Annotated in this window: 19 protein-coding genes; 10 read left to right on the top strand and 9 right to left on the bottom strand. The window is 65.7% G+C overall.

Features of this window, described 5'->3' with window-relative positions; all coding sequences use genetic code 11:
• Nucleotides 1–16 precede the first annotated feature (16 nt).
• Nucleotides 17–1,639: an acyl-CoA ligase FadD12 gene (gene fadD12, locus AC5Y4C_RS09870; protein ID WP_499962561.1), complete on the top strand. Its 1,623-nt coding sequence runs from the start codon at nt 17–19 to the stop codon at nt 1,637–1,639.
• On the opposite strand, the gene AC5Y4C_RS09865 is transcribed toward fadD12, so the two are convergent.
• The 9 genes from AC5Y4C_RS09865 to AC5Y4C_RS09825 form a co-directional block, all read right to left on the bottom strand.
• The gene (locus AC5Y4C_RS09865) at nt 1,636–3,069 is read right to left on the bottom strand and encodes a WS/DGAT/MGAT family O-acyltransferase (protein WP_499962560.1); all 1,434 of its coding nucleotides are present in this window, start codon (nt 3,067–3,069) and stop codon (nt 1,636–1,638) included. The genes fadD12 and AC5Y4C_RS09865 overlap by 4 nt on opposite strands.
• Before the next feature lie 230 nt (nt 3,070–3,299).
• The gene (locus AC5Y4C_RS09860; protein WP_499909077.1) at nt 3,300–3,953 is read right to left on the bottom strand and encodes a TetR/AcrR family transcriptional regulator; all 654 of its coding nucleotides are present in this window, start codon (nt 3,951–3,953) and stop codon (nt 3,300–3,302) included.
• Nucleotides 3,954–4,265: 312 nt separating this feature from the next.
• Nucleotides 4,266–5,000, bottom strand: a complete 735-nt coding sequence (locus tag AC5Y4C_RS09855; protein ID WP_499962731.1) for an acyl-CoA dehydrogenase family protein — start codon at nt 4,998–5,000, stop codon at nt 4,266–4,268.
• A gap of 59 nt (nt 5,001–5,059) precedes the next feature.
• Nucleotides 5,060–6,154: an acyl-CoA dehydrogenase family protein gene (locus AC5Y4C_RS09850; RefSeq protein ID WP_499962729.1), complete on the bottom strand. Its 1,095-nt coding sequence runs from the start codon at nt 6,152–6,154 to the stop codon at nt 5,060–5,062.
• Between the two features lie 2 nt (nt 6,155–6,156).
• A complete protein-coding gene (locus tag AC5Y4C_RS09845; RefSeq protein WP_499962558.1) occupies nt 6,157–6,588 on the bottom strand; it encodes a nuclear transport factor 2 family protein in 432 nt (143 codons plus the stop codon).
• Entirely contained in the window at nt 6,575–7,792 is a 1,218-nt protein-coding gene (locus AC5Y4C_RS09840) for a metal-dependent hydrolase family protein (RefSeq protein ID WP_499962556.1), read from the bottom strand. Before AC5Y4C_RS09840 ends, AC5Y4C_RS09845 begins: the two co-directional genes overlap by 14 nt.
• A gap of 2 nt (nt 7,793–7,794) precedes the next feature.
• Complete coding sequence (locus tag AC5Y4C_RS09835; protein ID WP_499909071.1) at nt 7,795–8,130, bottom strand: hypothetical protein; 336 nt, start codon at nt 8,128–8,130, stop codon at nt 7,795–7,797.
• On the bottom strand, nt 8,114–9,412 hold the full coding sequence (locus AC5Y4C_RS09830) for an aromatic ring-hydroxylating oxygenase subunit alpha (protein WP_499909069.1): 1,299 nt from the start codon (nt 9,410–9,412) through the stop codon (nt 8,114–8,116). The genes AC5Y4C_RS09835 and AC5Y4C_RS09830 overlap by 17 nt, the downstream gene beginning before the upstream one ends.
• A 5-nt stretch (nt 9,413–9,417) precedes the next feature.
• A complete protein-coding gene (locus tag AC5Y4C_RS09825) occupies nt 9,418–9,981 on the bottom strand; it encodes a carboxymuconolactone decarboxylase family protein (RefSeq protein ID WP_499962554.1) in 564 nt (187 codons plus the stop codon).
• Nucleotides 9,982–10,265: 284 nt separating this feature from the next.
• Between AC5Y4C_RS09825 and AC5Y4C_RS09820 the strand changes: the two genes are divergently transcribed.
• The 9 genes from AC5Y4C_RS09820 (at nt 10,266) to AC5Y4C_RS09780 (ending at nt 19,214) form a co-directional block, all read left to right on the top strand.
• Nucleotides 10,266–11,561 carry an amidohydrolase family protein gene (locus tag AC5Y4C_RS09820; protein WP_499909065.1) on the top strand — a complete coding sequence of 432 codons (1,296 nt, stop codon included), beginning with the start codon at nt 10,266–10,268 and terminating at the stop codon, nt 11,559–11,561.
• A 114-nt stretch (nt 11,562–11,675) separates the two neighbouring features.
• Nucleotides 11,676–12,842: an acyl-CoA dehydrogenase family protein gene (locus AC5Y4C_RS09815; RefSeq protein WP_499909328.1), complete on the top strand. Its 1,167-nt coding sequence runs from the start codon at nt 11,676–11,678 to the stop codon at nt 12,840–12,842.
• 2 nt (nt 12,843–12,844) lie between these two features.
• The gene (locus AC5Y4C_RS09810) at nt 12,845–13,603 is read left to right on the top strand and encodes an SDR family NAD(P)-dependent oxidoreductase (RefSeq protein ID WP_499962552.1); all 759 of its coding nucleotides are present in this window, start codon (nt 12,845–12,847) and stop codon (nt 13,601–13,603) included.
• A complete protein-coding gene (locus AC5Y4C_RS09805) occupies nt 13,603–14,838 on the top strand; it encodes a CaiB/BaiF CoA transferase family protein (protein ID WP_499962550.1) in 1,236 nt (411 codons plus the stop codon). The genes AC5Y4C_RS09810 and AC5Y4C_RS09805 overlap by 1 nt, the downstream gene beginning before the upstream one ends.
• Entirely contained in the window at nt 14,838–15,650 is an 813-nt protein-coding gene (locus AC5Y4C_RS09800) for an enoyl-CoA hydratase/isomerase family protein (protein ID WP_499962548.1), read from the top strand. Before AC5Y4C_RS09805 ends, AC5Y4C_RS09800 begins: the two co-directional genes overlap by 1 nt.
• Nucleotides 15,643–16,791: a thiolase family protein gene (locus AC5Y4C_RS09795; RefSeq protein ID WP_499948722.1), complete on the top strand. Its 1,149-nt coding sequence runs from the start codon at nt 15,643–15,645 to the stop codon at nt 16,789–16,791. Before AC5Y4C_RS09800 ends, AC5Y4C_RS09795 begins: the two co-directional genes overlap by 8 nt.
• The gene (locus AC5Y4C_RS09790; protein WP_499962546.1) at nt 16,791–17,939 is read left to right on the top strand and encodes an acyl-CoA dehydrogenase family protein; all 1,149 of its coding nucleotides are present in this window, start codon (nt 16,791–16,793) and stop codon (nt 17,937–17,939) included. The genes AC5Y4C_RS09795 and AC5Y4C_RS09790 overlap by 1 nt, the downstream gene beginning before the upstream one ends.
• Before the next feature lie 130 nt (nt 17,940–18,069).
• A complete protein-coding gene (locus tag AC5Y4C_RS09785; protein WP_499962544.1) occupies nt 18,070–18,711 on the top strand; it encodes a TetR/AcrR family transcriptional regulator in 642 nt (213 codons plus the stop codon).
• Nucleotides 18,708–19,214, top strand: a complete 507-nt coding sequence (locus AC5Y4C_RS09780) for a hypothetical protein (RefSeq protein ID WP_499909053.1) — start codon at nt 18,708–18,710, stop codon at nt 19,212–19,214. The genes AC5Y4C_RS09785 and AC5Y4C_RS09780 overlap by 4 nt, the downstream gene beginning before the upstream one ends.
• Nucleotides 19,215–19,224: the final 10 nt, after the last annotated feature.

Below are 19,224 nucleotides of genomic sequence, written 5' to 3'. Positions count from 1 at the left end.
CGTGCTGGGATAAGGCATGCCCGGTGACACTGATGCTTTCGGAGTGGTACGGACCCTGCGACGCGCGCGGCTGATCGCGCCGCTGCGGCCGGACAAGTACGTCCGGATGGCCGCCGCAATGGCACGCGAGGGGATGACGCCGACCGTCGGGTTCGCGGCCGCAGCCCGCCGCTGCCCCGACCGGCCAGGCCTGGTCGACGAGATCGGGACCCTGACGTGGAGGCAACTCGACGAACGCTGCGACGCGTTCGCCGCGGCGCTTCAAGCGCTGCCCGCCGGCGTGCCGCAGCAGCTCGCCGTCATGTGTCGCAACCATCGCGGCTTCGTGGAAGCGCTGGTGGGGGCGGCCCGGATCGGTGTCGACGTGCTGTTGCTCAACACCGCGTTCGCCGGTCCCGCACTGGCCGAGGTGGTCGAGCGCGAGGGAGTGGACGCGATCGTCTACGACGAGGAGTTCACCGGCATCGTCGATACGGCGTTGGCGGACAAGTCCGACGCGGTGCGCATCCTCGGATGGACCGACGCGCCGGCAGACCTGACCGTCGAGAAGCTGATCGAGCGGCACGCCGGTCAGCGGCCCCGACGCACCGGCCGCAAAGGCAAGACCATCCTGTTGACCTCCGGTACCACGGGCACCCCGAAGGGCGCCAAGCCCGTGTCGGGCGGTGGCGCAGTCGAATTGACCGCGCTGCTGGACCGAGTGCCGTGGCGGGCGGAAGAGGCCACGGTGATCGTCGCCCCGATGTTTCACGCGTGGGGATATTCGCAGCTGTTGTTCTCGGCCTTGATGGCGTGCACGATCATCACGCGACGGAAGTTCGATCCCGAAGCGACCCTGGAACTCGTCGACCGCCACCGCGCCACCGGACTGGTGGTGGTTCCGGTGATGTTCGACCGCATCATGGATCTTCCCGACGAGGTGCGAAACCGCTACAGCGGCAAGTCGTTACGGTTCGCCACCGCCTCCGGTTCGCGGATGCGCCCGGATGTGGTGATCAGGTTCATGGATCAGTTCGGCGACGTCATCTACAACAACTACAACGCCACCGAGGCCGGAATGATCGCCACCGCCACCCCGCAAGATCTGCGGGCAGCGCCCGATACCGCCGGAAAGCCCGTGTACGGCACCGAGATTCGGATCCTCGACGAGAACTTCAAGGAAGTGCCGACCGGCGAAGTCGGGCAGATCTTCGTCCGCAGCGGCACCCTGTTCGAGGGCTACACATCCGGGGCGACCAGGGATTTCCACGACGGGTTCATGGCATCCGGCGACGTCGGATACCTTGACGAGGCGGGCCGGCTGTTCGTGGTGGGCCGAGACGACGAGATGATCGTCTCCGGCGGCGAAAACGTCTATCCGATCGAGGTGGAGAAGACGCTGACCGCTCATCCGGATGTCGCCGAGGCGGCAGTGATCGGGGTCGACGACGAACAGTACGGTCAGCGGTTGGCGGCGTTTGTGGTGCTGAACGACGGCGCCGCGGCCACGCCGGACACCCTCAAACAACACGTGCGTGACAACCTCGCGAATTACAAAGTGCCGCGCGAGATTTCGGTGTTGGACGAGCTGCCACGCAACAGCACCGGCAAGATCCTGCGCAGCGAGCTGCAGGCACTTGCCGGCGGACGGAAAAGCTAGCCGGCCGCGGTGGCCGGGGCCATCGCGGTGTCCACAATCGTCGGCTCCCCGGGAAACCCTGCAGCGCGCCGGATTTCGCCGAACGCGTGCACCATCGCATCGGTCGCCTCGTGCACGTCGTTGAAGGTCTGGTCGTCGGACAGCACCGCGACGTCCACCTGGTCCACGTAACTCCACACCGTCATGTTGAACGCGCTGCCGGGAGACAGCACGCCCACCGAGTAGATCTCGCTGACGGGTGCACCGCCGATGTGTCCACGTTCGCGCGGGCCCGGGACGTTCGAGACCGCGACGTTCATCAGCTTGTTGTGCGGCGAGAGCATCTGCCTGCGAAACAGGGCCGGCGCAAGCGGCGGCGGCAGGTAGTCCATCATCCGGCTCTGCAGCGTCGGTCCGAGTAGCTCGTAGTCCTCTTTTGCGATCTTCGTGGCCAGCGACGTCAGCCGGATGCGTTCACGCGGATCGTCGATGTGCACGGGCAACGAGACAGGTAGGCCACCGATCTCGTTGCCGGTGATGCGATCCGGGGTCCGGTCGGTGCTGACCGGAACGGTTGCGATGATCGGCCGGTCGGCGCGACCGTCGTAGCGCAGCAACAGTTCTCGCAACGCGCCGGCTGCCGAGGCCAGGATGACGTCGTTGAACGTCACGCCAAGGGTTTTCGCGGTCTCCTTCACCTCCGCCAGCGACAGCGTCGCGGTGGCGAACGTCCGCACCGGCGACACCACATGGTTCAGGAACGTCGGTGGCGCGTTGAAGATCTTCGCTAGATCCGGATGGTGCGGGCGCTCCTTGCTGCGCCGGCGCAGCCGCACCGCGCCGCGCACCGCGTCACGGATCAGTCCGGGAAGTTCGGCCATCTGATGGAAGTGGTCGAGCTGCGCCTCCCACATCAGTTCGGCTTTCGACGGCTGCGCGCAGCCGTCTGGCGCGTCGCGTTCGTTCTGCGACCCGTCGGTCAAATCCATCAGTCGCGCCAACAGATTCGCTGATGCGACGCCGTCGGCGAGCGCGTGGTGCACCTTGCCGATCAACGCGAATCGCTGTTCGGCCATCCCCTCGGCGAAGTGGAACTCCCACAGGGGCCTGCTGCGGTCCAGCGGGGTGCTGGCAATTTGTCCGATCAATCCGTCGAGCTCACGCCGGCCCCCCGGTGCCGGCACCTGCACCCGGCGCAGGTGGTAGTCGAGATCGACGTCGCAGTCCTCCATCCACATCGGATGGTGCAAGCGCCAAGGGATGTCGAGGAGCTTGTAGCGCAGGGGATCGAGCAGGTGGAGGCGGCGCTCGATAGTCCGGCGGAAGACCTCGAACGAGAACTCGCCGTCGAAGTCGGCGGCATTGACAATCGCGACCTTCAGCGTGTGCGTGTGCAAGTTGGGCGTCTCGCTGTACAGCAGCATGGCGTCCATGCCGTTGAGTCGCTTCATGGCCAACCTCGTCTCGATGGCGCCGCTCGTGTTGCCGGGTTCTATGGAAACACGTGGGTCGCTCGTCGAGGGAGCCTTTGAAAGTGCTGCCTTCTTGTCGGCGCCAAGCGGCCGTTGACCGCGCCCGAGGCGCCGACGTCAGCGGCCGACAGGGCTGCCGGCCGGCCTCAACAGCCGATCGCCGTAAATAGGTTCTGCAGAAGTGAGAATGTGATTTTCGACGGATCAGGTCAGGATTCGACGAATCCGTGGGCGCAGAAATCCCACACTTCGTCGGCGGTGATCGGGTGCGAGGGCCCTTCGTCGGTGTCGGCGCTCGACTGCGCGACGAACATCACGGTCTGCATGGTCATCGCGGCCATCCGCCGCGGGTTGATGTCGGGCCTGAGCCGTCCCGCTGCGGCGGCCGCTTCCATCAACTCGGTCAGCAACGCGTGCAGCGGGGCGTGCGCGATCTTGACCTCGGACGGGTGCGACACCAGCAACCGCGGCGCAAAATCGGTGAACAGCGGCCGCTTGGCGTTCGGATCGGGACGCGACGTCTCGAACAGCAGCTTGACGGCGACTTGCAGACGTTCGAGCGGGTCGGAATGCCCTTCGGTGGCGGCTCGGATCTGTTCGGCGGACCGGCTCAGGGCATCTTCGAACAGCGCGAGCAGAAGCTCATGCTTGCCGTCGAACTGCAGGTAGAAGCTGCGAAGCGATTGCCGCGACCGGTCGACCACCTCTTGGACGGTGAAGTCGGTGCTGCCCTTCTCGATGATGATTGCTTGCGCAGCGTCGAGAAACCGCTGGACACGTTGCGCGGCCCGCAGCTTGGCCGTTTTGATGGATCGCTCGACCGCACGCTGCTTCCAGGCCGGCTCTTCGCTCGGACTTGTCACTGGCCGCTCGAAACCGTGCACGCAGCTGAGAACATGGTTGAACTGTACCGGAGAACGGTGTGCAAAAGTGACGTCAGGCGCCCGGGCCGCGCACGTGTCAGAGATTGTAACTTTCTCATAACGAGAATAGTATTCTCTTTATCCCTCTCGAGGAAGCCTCTCACCGATTGAAGGGGAGCCGCCATGTTGCCGCCGGGCTGGAGCCACAGCTGGCCACGAAGGCGCGACCTGCTGCACGGCCAGAGCTGGCCTGTTCGCCGTGTGTGGGTGGTGTGGTGCCGCCCTCGCGAAGGTGGGCCGTCGGACGGCGAATCAGAGGTCGACGAGCCGCGGCGCTGAGCCGAGCGAGCGCAGTCGAGCACCCGCCTCGCGGGTGAGTTCTTTGCTGCTGCCCAGCAGACCGTCGAGAAGCAACGCGCGGCGAATGTGGCGGTGCAGCCCGTGCTCAGCGGTGAAACCGATACCGCCGAGCACCTGCTGGCAGTGCCGCGCCGCAGTGAGCGCTGCCTGCCCCGCCGCCGCCTTGGCCAGCAATGCGCTGAAAGAGTCGTCCGCTCCCTGCAGGGTCGCCTCGGCACCTTCGATGGCCACGAGTGTCTCGGCCAGCCGGTGCCGAATGGCCTGGAACGACGCCACCGGCCGGCCGAACTGCACACGGTCCAGCGCATGCTGACGGGCCAGTGACAGCATGGCCCGGCTGGTGCCCACCAGCCACCAGCCCACTGCGCGCCGGCCGGCGTCAAGCGGTACCGCGCTGGTTTGGTCGCAGCGCCGAATCGGCATCTCCTCGTCGAGTGCAGAACTGGGATGGTCGGCCCGCTCCCAGACCACCCATGCGCTGCCGGCATACGGCAGCGGCACGGTGTCACCGAGCGGCCGTCCGGCCTCGTTGCACACCACGTCGTTCAGCACGGGGGCATGCGCGCCGGTCTCGCCAAGTAACTTGAACACCAACGGAATCGCGGTTTCAGGCATCTGCTCGAGCATGTCGGGCCAGCCGAGCTCGGCCAGCGCCTTGTCGAGTTCGGCACCCGACGCGGCGAGCATGGTCTTGCGCAGCGCGTCGGCGAGCAGCTCGAGATCGTCTGCGGACACAGGCTCCACGGTCACTCCTTTCCGAGCCCGAGTAGCCGGCGCGCGATGATGTTGCGCTGGATCTCAGCGGTGCCGCCATAAATCGTCGCGGCGCGGGAGTACAGATATTCTGTGCGCCAAGGGGTTTCGTCCAATTCGATGGTTCCGGGCAGCAGGTCGCGCGCGGTGTCGTAGAGCCGCTGCTCGGCGGTGGCCAACAGCACCTTGTCGATCGACGTCTCCGGGCCGAGGCGCGCGCCGCCGGCCAGCCGGTGCTGGGTCAACCGCGATCGGCACCGCAGTGTGTGCAGCCCCAGATATGCCGCACCGAGCTCACCGTCGTCCGGGTCTGCTGTCTGAGATTCCGCGACGAGCCGATCGAATCTCGCGTAGAGATAGGCGATCCGTTGCCAGAAGCACGTCGAGCGCTCATACGGCAGCAGGTCCATCGCGAGTTGCCAACCGTCGCCGGGCTTTCCGAGCATCCGGTCGCCGGGAATCACGACGTCGTCGTAGTACACCTCGCAGAACTCGTCGACGCCGTGCATGGTGCGCAGCGGCCGAACGGTGATACCCGGGGTGTCCATGTCGACGAAGAACGCAGTTATCCCGTTGTGGCCAGGTCCCGTTCGGGTCAGCAGCACGCACCGGGCAGAGAACTGGGCGAAGCTCGTCCACACCTTCTGGCCATTGACCACCCAGTCCTCGCCGCGTGGTGTGGCGCGCGTGGACAGCGACGCGAGGTCGCTGCCCGATCCCGGCTCGGAGAATCCCTGACACCACTGCTCCTGACCGGACAGCAGCCGCGGCACCATCTCCGCGGCCAACTGCGCTGGCGCGTAGTCGATCATCGTCGGCGCGAGCACCTCGACCATCGAGTACGGCCCCGGTTCGGCCAGACCGCGCCCGACCACCTCTTCACCGACGATTGCGCGCAGCATCGCCGGGCCGCCGAGGCCGCCGACCTCCACAGGCCAGCCGTACCGCATCCAGCCGGCGTCGTACAGCGCCCGGTGAACCCGGGCCAGCTGCTTGATGTGCCCTTCGAGCGAATGGTCCCGGCCGGGCGTCAGGTCGTTGTCGTCGAGCCAGGCCCGCAGCCCTGCCCGAAACTCCCCGACGTCCACAGTCACGGAGCCGGTCGGCCGACCGCGTGGGGACGGCCCGAGTCGTGCGCACCATTTCGCCGGATGAACGTCATGGCCCGGGTGCGCAACCGCCAGCCGTCCGGGGTCCGGACGTACGTGTCGCGGTAGTACCCGATGCGCATGTCGTGGGTGGCGTGGTCGATGAAGCACAATGGCTGGGTGCCGGTGGCGGTGTCACCGTCGAGGTCGACCAGCGCGCTTCCCGTCAGAAACAATCCCTTTGGCGCGGCGTCGACCAAGACCGGAAAGCGTTCCAGCGCATAGGTTTCACCGAACGCGCTGTACGTGCCGTCGGGTGTGAACACCTCCAAGAGCCCGTCGATGTCCTGCTGGGTGATGGTGACCGCATACTTGGCCAGCAACTGCTGGATTGCGACGATGTCCTCGGTGGTTGTCGGCTCATTTGTTGACAAAGATCTTCCCGCCCTTCATCACGAAGTTGACGTTCTGCGTAACGGTGATGTCGGCCAACGGATCTCCGGGCACGGCGATCACGTCGGCAAGCTGTCCCTCGGTGAGCCGGCCGCGGTCGGTGACGTTGATCAGCTCGGCGGCGGTGACGGTGGCGGCCCGCAGCACGTCGGCCGGTGCCAATCCCCACTCCACCAGGGTGACGAGTTCATCGGCATTGCGGCCGTGGGGAATTGCGGGCGCGTCGGTACCGACCGCGATCTTGACGCCGGCGTCGTAAATCGCCTTCATCGACGTGCGCGCTCTGGGGAACATCTCGGCGGCCTTGGCCTGAAGTTCGGGCGGCGCTTTGGACACGTCCATCGCCTTGGCCAGCCGCCTCGTCGTCACCAGAAAGGTGCCGTGTTCGACCATCAGCGAGATCGCCTCGTCGTCGACCAAGAAGCCGTGCTCGATACAGTCGATACCGGCCGCGACGGCGTGCTTGACCGCGTCTGCGCCATGCGTGTGCGCCGCCACCCGCAGTCCGCGGCGATGTGCCTCGTCGACGATCGCGCGCAACTCTTCGTCCGAATAGTGTTGAGCGCCAGGCTCACCCGTCAACGACATGACTCCGCCGGAACAGCAGACCTTGATCAGCTGGGCGCCGTGCTTGATCTGGTAGCGCACCGCCTTGCGCACTTCGTCGACGCCGTTGGCGATGCCCTCCTCGATCGACAGCGACATCACGTGCGGCGCGAACGCGGCGAACATCGTCGGATCGAGATGTCCGCCGGTCGGGGTGATCGCGTGGCCTGCCGGCACGATGCGCGGGCCATCGATCCACCCGGCGTCGATCGCCTTGCCCAGCGCGACATCCAGTAGATAGCCGCCGGTCTTGACGAACAGGCCGAGGTTGCGCACCGTGGTGAAGCCGGCCCGCAATGTGCGCCGGGCGTTGCCCACTGCGCGCAGCATCCGCGTCGGGGGATCGTCCTGAACCTGTGACAACCCAGGGCTTTCCCCACGGCCGCCCATCAGGAGGTTGACCTCCATGTCCATCAGGCCGGGCAGCAGGATCGACTCGCCGAGGTCGATGACGTCGCCACCGTCGGTGGCCGAGCCACCTCGTGCGACGATCCGGTCGCCTTCGATCCACAGCATGCCCGGCCGGACGATTTCGCCGGCGTCGACGTCGAGCAGCCCAGCCGCCTTGAGCGTGACCACGCTCAGATCACCGGCTCCTTGATGCAGTCGACGTAGGTGGCACCGCTGTCGGGCACTTTCGGTTGCTTCCAGGCTTCGATCGGGAACGAGACGGTGATCAGCGACTGCATCATGTGCATCAGCGTGCGCGCGTCCTCGGGAAGGTCGTCGAGAGGGAACTTGTCGCAATACGCGATCACGTCGTTCATCCGGGGGAACGCGGCGTCGTAGAAGGCCTGCATCTCCTCCATGGTGGACGACAGCCGTTTGGCGTAGCGCTCCGGTTCGGTGGCCAGGGCCCAATCCAAATACGGCTCCAGATCGGCGAATTCGGCGGGCAGCCTAGTTGCGAGAGCCATTGTGCGCCTCCTTGCGACCGTTGTTGCGGTACGAGTTGATGTAGTCAGCGGTCACCTTGTGCAGATTGCGGATCAGGATCTCCTGGTCGCACAGCAGGAATTTGTCGACCACCTTGGTGCCGATCATCGTCTGCGTCGCTTCCAGCGTGTTGGCGTCCTGAAGCGCGTATTCCTTGAACGTCACCGCCGCCAGCTCCTGAGCCAGCCGTTCCCGCGCATTCTTCGGCGGCACGAAATACAGGCTGCACTCGAAGATGTGCTTGTCGACGCTGGTCGGCCAATAGTGGTAGGTCAGATACCAGCCCGGCTGCCATATCAGCAGCATGAAGTTGGGGAAGAAGTGCCAGGAATCGATGCCCCACTGCGGCGCCCTGGTGGGGTTGACCCCCGGTGGAAGCTCGAGGTTCTTGATGACATCGGGCGGATCCCACGGCCCGAACAAACCGCTGCGCAAGACCCGGTCCATCGGCTTGACCATGTTCAGATCTGGCGGTGGCGCCTGGCCACCCCAGACCGAGATCATGCCGTGGGGGCCCTCGATGTCGTAGTGCAGCGCCTCGAAGCCGTGCTTCATGATCTTGGCGGCTTCCTCTGGGGTGTACTGCTTTTGGTGCAGCACCGGCGCGTGGTAGAACTCGACGAACGCGTCGATGAACAGCTTCCAGTTGCTGCCCACCTCGGCTCGGTAGGTGTAGACCTCGGTCATCTCACCGAATGGATAGCCTTCGATGCCCTTGGCCAGCGGACCCAGGTAGTCGCGCAACGGCTGCGCAGCGTCGTCGAAGTTGATGAAGATGAACCCTTCCCACACATCGCAGCGAATCGGCTTGAGCCCGTACTCGGATTTGTCGACGTTGAAGAACTCGTCTTCCTGCTGGATGAACGTCAGCTCTCCGTCGAGGCTGTAGCGCCACGCGTGGTACTTGCAGGTGAACTGCCGGCAGGTGCCTGCCGTCTCCTCGTGCGGATAGTCGTTCCAGACGAGCTTGTTGCCGCGGTGACGGCAGATGTTGTGGAACGCCTTGATCGAGCCGTCCTTGGTCTTGACCAGGATCACCGACATGCCGGGTCCGGCCGAAGGCAGCTCCTTGGTGAAGTAGCTGCCGGTGCGCGGCAGCCGCTCGACGCGGCCGACGTTGAGCCACGTCTTCTTGAAGATCGCTTCGCGTTCCTCTTCGAAGAACGCGGGGTCGACCGAGTCGGTGTAGTCCACGGGACCGGTGCCTAGGTCGGGATAGTGCTCCGTCCAGCTGCCTTCGGCGGGTTTGGTGAAATGTGGCACCGCTTCTACCTTCCTTCTTTGTTCTGCTCGGCTCTGGCGACGAAGTCTTTCTCCAACTCGACGCCGAACGTGTTGAATGCCATGGCCAGCGCGGTGTAACAGCCGACCGTGAAGACGAAGTCCATCCGCTGCCGGTCGTCGAAGCGCTCACCGAGCGCCGACCATGTCGCGTCCGACAGCTCCGACTCGTCGAAGAGCTCGTCGACACCCTGCAGCACGATGCGGTCGAAGTCGTCGGCGGCGTCGCCGCGCTTGGCGGCTTGCACGTCGTCATCGGTCAGGCCTTCGCGCATGCCGAGATCGACGTGGTGCGCCCACTCGTAGACGCAACTGGTCCGATGCGCCACCCGCAGGATGGCCAGCTCCCGCATGCGGGGTGCAAGTGTGGACTGGGTCAGCAGGTAGACGTTGAACCGCAGGAAGGCCTTGGTGAGGTCGGGATGCCGTACCAGCGTGGCCAACGCCGTGCCGGCACCCTCGGCATTGCGCCGATCCTCGGGCAGCATGCCGGACAGGGCCGCACGCGTGGCGTCATCCCACTCGTCCGCCGGCAACGGGGACAGCCGCACCGCGCATCTCCTCTCCATCCGGCGACGGCTTTCGCGCGAAGAGCGCATCGCAAGGATGAGAATCAGGTTCTCCGTTTTCGCCTAACAGGTTTCCACGTTTTGCGTTGTTGGTCAATCCTGGAGACCCTCTGGAGTGCCAAGATGGAGGTTGTCGTGGGAGAAGTCAGCAGGTGAACGCGGCCGCACTCGGTTCCACACGTTGATTCTCGCAGATTGAGAAGCTAGTTTCCTTAGATAGAGAACACCGCTGACCGACGGGCCTACCAGCTACCGAAAGGACGGTCATGAACAAAGAGGACATGATCCTGATCAGCGTGGACGACCACATCGTCGAGCCGCCCGACATGTTCAAGAACCACCTGCCGAAGAAATACATCGACGACGCTCCGCGGCTGGTACACAACCCCGACGGGTCCGACACCTGGCAGTTCCGCGACACGGTGATCCCGAACGTGGCGCTGAACGCGGTGGCGGGGCGGCCGAAGGAGGAGTACGGGCTCGAGCCGCAAGGCCTCGACGAAATCCGGCCCGGCTGTTACAACGTCGACGAGCGGGTCAAGGACATGAACGCCGGCGGCATCCTGGCGTCGATCTGCTTCCCGTCGTTCCCCGGCTTCGCCGGGCGCTTGTTCGCCACCGAGGACCCGGAGTTCTCGCTGGCCCTGGTGCAGGCCTACAACGACTGGCATATCGAGGAGTGGTGTGGGGCCTACCCCGCCCGGTTCATTCCGATGGCGCTGCCCGTCATCTGGGACGCCGAGGCATGCGCCGAAGAGGTTCGGCGCGTCGCCAAGAAGGGCGTGCACGCGCTGACGTTCACCGAGAACCCGGCCGCGATGGGGTACCCGAGCTTCCACAACGAGTACTGGACGCCGCTGTGGAAAGCGTTGTGCGACACCAACACTGTGCTCAACGTGCACATCGGGTCGTCGGGCAGGCTGGCGATCACCGCGCCGGACGCGCCGATGGACGTGATGATCACGCTGCAGCCGATGAACATCGTGCAGGCTGCCGCAGATCTGTTGTGGAGCAAGCCGATCAAGGATTATCCGGACCTCAAGATCGCGTTGAGCGAGGGCGGCACCGGATGGATTCCCTACTTCTTGGAACGGGTGGACCGCACCTACGAAATGCATTCCACCTGGACGCACCAGAACTTCGGCGGAAAGCTGCCCAGTGAGGTGTTTCGCGAGCACTTCCTCACGTGCTTCATCAGCGATCCCGTGGGCGTACAGCTGCGCAACTTCATCGGCGTGGACAACATCTGCTGGGAGGCGGACTACCCGCACAGCGACTCCATGTGGCCGGGTGCACCCGAGGAGCTGTGGGATGTGTTGAGCGCCAACAATGTTCCGGACGACGAGATCAACAAGATGACCCACGAGAACGCAATGCGCTGGTACTCGTTCGACCCGTTCTCCCACGTTCCGCGGGAGCAGGCGACGGTGGGCGCGCTGCGCAAGGCGGCGGAGGGCCACGACGTCTCGATCCGGGCATTGAGCCAACACAAGGAGCGGGCCGGTTCGTCGTTCTCCGACTTCGCCGCCAGCGCGAAATCGATCACCGGCAACACGGACTGAGTCGAGGGCGATGCGCCGCATGCGCCGGTGTGGAAGGAACACGGCCGCACCGGCGCATGTGCGTGCGCGCCCTGCTGAGCGAGGATCGAAGGAGGCGGACGAGTGCCGGGCGGAATGAACTTCGAGTTGACGGAGGATCAGCAGCTGATCCGCAAGTCGGTCGCGGAGCTGGCGCGCCGCTTCGACGATCACTACTGGATGGAAAAGGACCAGGCACACGAATTCCCGTCGGAGTTCTACCAGGCGATCGCCGATGGCGGTTGGCTGGGCATGACGATCCCCGAGGAATACGGCGGACACGGATTCGGGATAACCGAAGCCACTCTGCTGGCAGAAGAAGTCGCGCGCTCCGGTGGCGGCATGAACGCTGCCAGCTCCATTCACATGTCGATCTTCGGCATGCACCCGGTGGTGGTGCACGGCTCCGAGCAACTCAAGGCGCGCACGCTGCCGCGCGTCGCGACGGGGGAGCTGCACGTGTGCTTCGGCGTGACAGAGCCCGGTGCCGGCTTGGACACGTCCCGGATCACCACGTTCGCCCGCCGCAAAGGCGACCACTATGTGGTCAACGGCCGAAAAGTGTGGATTTCCAAGGCGTTGGAGTCACAGAAGGTCCTGCTTCTGACACGCACCCAGTCCTACGACGAGGTGCGCAAGAAGACCGACGGGATGACGCTGTTCCTCACTGACCTGGACCGCAGCCGCGTCGAAATCAGGCCGATCCGCAAGATGGGCCGCAACGCCGTATCCTCCAATGAACTGTTCATCGACGACCTGCATATCCCGGTCGAGGACCGAGTCGGTGAGGAAGGCAAGGGATTTCAGTACATTCTCGACGGGCTCAACCCGGAACGGATGCTGATTGCCGCCGAGGCACTCGGCCTGGGCCGGGTGGCGCTGGAGAAGGCGGTGAAGTACGGCAACGAGCGCCACGTGTTCGACCGGCCGATCGGGATGAACCAGGGCATCCAGTTCCCTCTTGCCGATTCGCTGGCCCGGCTCGACGCCGCCGAGCTGATGCTGCGTAAGGCCACTTGGCTCTATGACAACGGCAAGCCGTGCGGCCGCGAGGCCAACACCGCGAAATACCTGTGTGCGGACGCAGGTTTCACCGCCGCGGACCGGGCGCTGCAAACCCACGGCGGCATGGGGTATTCAGAGGAGTACCACGTGTCGAGATACTTCCGGGAAGCCCGGCTGATGAAGATTGCACCGGTGAGCCAGGAGATGATCTTGAACTTCCTCGGCTCGCATGTGCTCGGACTGCCCAGGAGCTACTGATCGTGACTTCCTACTTCGACCTCACAGGCCGCTCCGCGTTGGTCACAGGCGCCGCGGGGGGCATCGGCTCGGCGGTTGCCGCGGCGTTGGCCGACGCAGGCGCGGCGGTGCTGGTCACCGACGTCGACAAGGACGCTGCCGCCGCTGTGGCCGAACGCATTTCGGCTGCCGGTGGCCGCGCCGACGCGGCCGCGCTCGACGTGGCCGACCGCGACTCCGCCGATGCAGCGGCTGGGCAAGCCGCAGCGATGGCCGACGGTGCGCTGCACATCGTCGTCAACAACGCGGGCGTGACCCGGCCGGCGATGTTCCAGAAGACCACGCAGGAGTCGTTCCGCCTGTTGTTCGACATCCATGTGATGGGCGCATTCAACGTCACCCAGGCCGCTTTGCCGTACATCCCCACCGACGGGACCGGGCGCATCGTCAACGTCACGTCAGCCGCCGGCATCACCGGCACGCTGGGTCAGGTCAACTATTCAGCAGCCAAGGCCGGAATCATCGGGTTCACGAAATCGCTTGCCCGCGAACTGGCAACCAAGAACATCTGCGTGAACGCGCTGGCGCCGCTTGCCGCGACCCCGATGACCGAGACCATCCGAACCAACGAGAAATTCGCGGCGAATATGATGAACCGCATTCCGATGAAGCGGTGGGCGGAGCCGGCCGAAGTCGCCGGCGCGTTCGTGTTCATGGCGTCCAACGCGGCTTCCTACATCACGGGTCAGGTGCTGCCGGTGGACGGTGGCATGGTGATGTGATGGCGGATCGCTCGGCTCTTGGCGCAAGCGGCTCGTCGACCCCTTCCGACGCGCCGCTGGCCGGCATCACCGTCGTCACGCTCGAGCAAGCCGTCTCCGCGCCGATGTGCACCCGCACGCTGGCCGACTTCGGCGCGCGGGTGATCAAGGTGGAAAACCCCAAGGGGGGAGACTTCGCACGCCACTACGACGACGTGGTCAATGGTTTGGCGGCGCATTTCGTCTGGGTGAACCGCGGCAAGGAGTCGGTCACGCTGGACCTCAAATCCCAAGCGGGACTTGATGTATTGCATCGGCTGTTGGATCGCGCCGACGTGCTGGTGTCCAACCTTGCTCCGGGTGCCACGGCACGGCTCGGCATCGCGGCCGAGGAGATGGCGCAGCGGCACCCCGACGTCATTCCGGTGGAGATCGACGGCTATGGACCCGGCGGCCCGATCTCCCACAAGCGTGCGTACGACCTACTGATCCAGGCCGAGTCCGGAGTGTGCGCCGTCACGGGCAGGCCGGGTCAGCCGGCCAAGCCGGGACCGCCGGTTGCCGACGTGGTGTCCGGGTTGTACGCCGCATTGTCGATCCTGGCGCTGTTGTGCCGCGGTCAGCGTGCCGGTGACGCGGTTCGTGTAAGCCTGTTCGACGCGGCGGCAGAGCTCATGGGCTATCACCTGACCTACACGAGGCATTCGGGCATCGACCAGCAGCCATTGGGCATGAGCTCGCCGGCAGTGGCGCCCTATGGCGCGTACCGCACTGCCGATGGACAGACCGTGATCCTGGGCACCACCAATGACGCCGAATGGCAGCGGCTCGCACGAGAGATACTGCGGCGCAACGATTTGGCCGATGACGAGCGGTTCGGCACCAACGCCGGCCGGGTCGCGCACCGCGAGCTGCTCGACGACGCGATCGAAAGCTGGTGCGCCCAGCACGATCTGGAGCATGTCCAGAAGACAGCGGACGCCGCCGGAATCGGTAATGCGCGCTACAACGTTCCCAGCGAAGTGCTGGTGCACCCGCAGCTGGCCGCACGGGATCGCTGGCGGCGCATCGACACGTCGAACGGACCCATACCGGCGCTCCTGCCGCCGCCCGTCATCGCGGATTACGACCCGCCCATGGGCGCAGTCCCGGGACTCGGCGAGCACACCGATGCGGTGCTGACCGAGCTCGGTTTCAACGATGCCGAGATCGCCCGGTTGCGCGATCAAGGCGCAATCGGGCCCGCCTACGCCTGATGTCGATGTCTGACGTACCTGTCCTGCTGACCAGCGACCGCGACGGCGTGCGCACGCTCACGCTCAACCGCCCGCAGAAGAAGAACGCGATCAACCGGGAGTTGTGGCTGGCTCTTGCCGACGCGCTGGGGGCGGCCGGGAGCGACCGCAACGTTCGGGTGGTGGTCATCACCGGAGCCGGCGGCGCATTCTGTTCCGGCGCAGACCTTTCCGCGGCCGACCCCACCCATCCCGCCTACAAGATGCGCAACCTCACCGACGTGGCGCTGCTGCTGCACGAATTGCCGGTACCTACGATCGCAAAGGTGACCGGGGTGGCCGTCGGCGCGGGATGGAACCTCGCGCTGGGCTGCGACCTCGTTGCCGCCACACCGGAATCCACGTTTTCGCAGATCTTCGCCAAGCGCGGCTTGTCCGTCGACCTCGGCGGCTCCTGGCTGCTACCCAAGCTGGTCGGCCTTCAGCAGGCCAAACGCCTTGCGCTGCTGGCGGAAACGATCGACGCCGAAGAGGCCCAGGTGCTCAACCTCGTCACCTGGGTGGTCTTGGCGGAAGAGATCGACGCGTTCGTCGACCACGTCACTGCGCGGCTGGTGGCGGGACCGCCGGTGGCGCTCGCACAGACCAAGGCACTGCTGAACGAGGGTGCCGACTGCACCCTTCTGGAAGCGCTGAAGGGTGAAGCACGCGCGCAGGCAGTCAATTTCGCCACGGCAGACGCGCCGGAGGCCTATGCCGCGTTCGCCCAGAAGCGGACGCCGTCTTTCACCGGTCGCTGGATTCCGGCGAGAAAGGAGCAGAGCGATGCGTGAAGCCGTCATCGTAGAAGCGGTGCGCACCCCGGTAGGCAAGCGCAACGGCGGGCTGTCCACCATGCATGCCGCGGACCTGTCAGCGGTCGTGCTGGGCGCGCTCGTCGAGCGCACCGGCATCGATCCCGCGATCGTCGACGACGTCGTGTGGGGCTGTGTGTCGCAGGTCGGCGACCAGTCGAGCAACATCGGCCGGTACTCCGTGCTTGCGGCCGGCTGGCCGGAGACCATCCCGGGCACCACGGTCAACCGGGCGTGCGGGTCGAGCCAGCAGGCGCTGGATTTCGCCGTGCAGGCCGTGATGTCAGGTCAGCAGGACGTCGTCGTCGCCGGCGGCGTGGAAGTGATGAGCCGGGTGCCGCTGGGTGCCGCGCGCGCCACCGGCATGCCGTACGGCCCCAAAGTGCTCGAGCGGTATCACGATTTCTCGTTCAATCAAGGGCTGTCGGCGGAGATGATCGCGCAGAAGTGGGGCTTTTCACGCACGCAGCTCGACGAGTATTCCGCCCGGTCGCACGAATTGGCCGCCGCCGCCCAGGACAACGGCGCGTTCGACACCCAGATCGTTCCGGTGTTCCCTGACGTCGCGAGCGTCGTGGCGGCCGACGAGGGCGTGCGGCGCGGCACCACCGTGGACAAGCTCGCCGGACTCAAGCCGGCGTTCGTCGACGATGGAGTCATTCACGCGGGCAACTCTTCTCAGATCTCCGACGGTGCCGCGGCGCTGTTGGTGACGACGACCGAGAAGGCGTTTGAGCTCGACCTGACCCCGATCGTGCGTTACCGCGCCGGGGCGGTCACCGGAGCAGATCCGGTGCTGATGCTGACCGGTCCCATTCCGGCGACCGAGAAGGTGCTGCACAAGGCCGGTGTCGACCTGTCCGAGGTCGGGGTGTTCGAGGTCAACGAGGCGTTCGCGCCGGTGCCGCTGGCGTGGCTGGCCGAGACCGGCGCCGACCTCGAGCGGCTCAACCCGCTCGGCGGTGCAATCGCGCTGGGTCATCCGCTCGGTGCGTCGGGCGCGGTGCTGATGACCCGCATGGTTAATCACATGCGCGACAAGGGGATTCGCTACGGGCTGCAGACAATGTGTGAGGGTGGCGGCACAGCCAACGCGACGCTCGTCGAACTGGTGGTGTGATGCGCCGCGACCTGTTCACCGCCGACCATGAGTCGTTCCGCCAACTTGCGCGCGACTTCATCGAAAAAGAGGTGGTGCCGCACTACCCGTCGTGGGAGAAGGCCGGCCGGATGCCGCGCGACGTGTTCAAGCAGATGGGTGAGCTCGGCATGCTCGGGATGGCCATACCCGAGGAATACGGCGGAGCGGGGATCGACGACTACCGCTACAACGTCGTGCTGCAAGAGGAGGCGGCCCGCGCGCTGGTGACGCTGTCAACCGTGCGCACCCAACTCGAGGTGATCCTGCCGTATTTTCTGCACTACGCCAACGCAGAGCAGCGGCAGCGCTGGTTTCCCGGGCTGGCCGCCGGCACGCTGCTTACCGCGATCGCGATGACCGAGCCGGGCACCGGGTCCGATCTGGCAGGCGTGCGCACCACCGCCGTGCGTGACGGCGACTGCTACGTCGTCAACGGCGCGAAGACGTTCATCACCGGCGGCATCCAGGCCGACCTCGTGATCGTCGTCGCCCGCACGTCGACCGACCCCGAGAACCGCCGCCGGGGACTGACGCTGCTCGTCGTCGAGGACGGCATGCCGGGCTTCGAGCGGGGCCGCGAACTGGAGAAGATGGGCTGCAAGGTGCAGGACACCGCGGAGCTGTCGTTCACCGACGTGCGGGTCCCTCTCGCCAACCGGCTAGGCGAAGAGGACGAGGCGTTCAGCTACCTCGGCCACAACCTGCCGCAGGAGCGGCTGACCGTCGCGGTGGGTTCGGTAGCGCAGGCCCGCTCGGCGCTGACCGCGACCATCGACTACGTCAAGAACCGCAAGGCATTCGGCACACCGGTCGCGTCGTTCCAGAACACCAAGTTCGAATTGGCGGCGGTGTCTGCCGAGATCGAAGCAGCCCAGGCAATGCTGGACCGCGCTGTGCGCGACCACGTCGACGGCGTGCTGTCCGGCGCGGACGCGGCGCGGGTGAAGCTGTTCTGCACCGAGATGCAAGCCCGGGTCGTGGACCGTTGCCTGCAACTCTTCGGCGGATACGGCTACATGATGGAGTATCCGATCGCCAGGCTCTACACCGACGCGCGAGTCGCGCGGATCTATGCGGGCACCAGCGAGGTGATGAAGGTGATCATCGCCAAGTCGCTGGGCTTGTGAGTCGGTCCACCGGCCGCTGACACGCCCAGAGGTGACGCGTGTCAAGAAATTTCCTCAATGCGACTCTTGTCACAGCGGCGAAACCTACCTACTGTGTGTTCACTAGGTTGGTCTTCGACGAAGGAGTCGGGTGTCTGCGGACGACGGGCTTACTGCTCTGAGCACCAGCTCTCCGCGCCCGTACGCCACGTTGCTGGCGAAGGGCGAGGACCGTAAGCAGCGCATCCTCGCCGTGGCCGAGCGCCTGCTGGCCCGCAACGGCTGGCGCAACACCTCGCTGGCGCAGATCGCCAAGGAAGCAGGCGTGACACCGGCCGGGCTGTTGCACCACTTCGAATCCAAAGAACAGTTGCTCAACGCGGTGCTCGACGCGCGCGATGCCGACGACGACGCACACGCCGACCGCTCGTCGGGCGACCTCGTCGTCGAGATCCGGCGCGTCGCCGAGCGGTTCGAGCGGGCGCCCGAGCTGATCGGCACCTACACGGTGCTGCTCGTCGAGAACATCCTCCCCGAGGCGCCGCTGCACGACCGCCTTGTCGACCGGTATCGCGCCGCGGTCGAAATCATCGCCGACATCATCCGCCGCGGGCAGCGCGCCGGGAAGTACCGCACCGACCTGGACCCGGCCGCCAAGGCTGTCGAGATCATCGCGTTCATCACAGGAATGGAGACCACATGGTTGCTCGATCCCTCGATCCCCTTGACAGACGCATTCAAGGGGTACGCAGACTCGCTCGCCCGCGAGCTCGAACGGCCGAGCCTGATATGAGGTACCGCCTCGATGTGGTTGGCGCCAGCGTGGCCGACGTCGTCGCGGCGGCCGGCGGATGGATTTTCGACCGGGTGATGGCTGGCTGGGACGTCACTGTGCTGATCGCCGGCGACGAGGACCTTCGACCGATACAGATTCTCGGGGCCGAGACGCTGAATCTTCAGGAGGCACTGGACATGTGGGCCGAGCGCCCGCACCCTCACACGGTCGCCGTGTCCGCAGAGTTGTTCGCCAGCGACTCCCGCATCCGCCGCGGGGTGCTGGCGGCCCTCGAGCACGGCGCCACCGAGGTGACGCTGTGGGGCCAGGCGTGCCCGGCCGAACTCGAGCGGGCGGTCGACTCGGTGCAGCACCCGCTGAGCGCAGCGGCGCGGGCGTTCAAAGCGCAGGCGCTCAACGCATTACCGCAGCCGGCCGCCTCGGTCACGCCGACGGAAGTCTTTCGCTGCGGGCTGCGCAACTGTCTATCCGTGGCGGCCGACCTCATCCCTGCCAGCTAGCCGCACCGGC

Source organism: Mycobacterium sp. NGS35 (assembly GCF_059812855.1).
The sequence above is the reverse complement of the archived record's forward strand: the minus strand, read 5'-3'. Positions and strand labels throughout refer to the sequence as shown.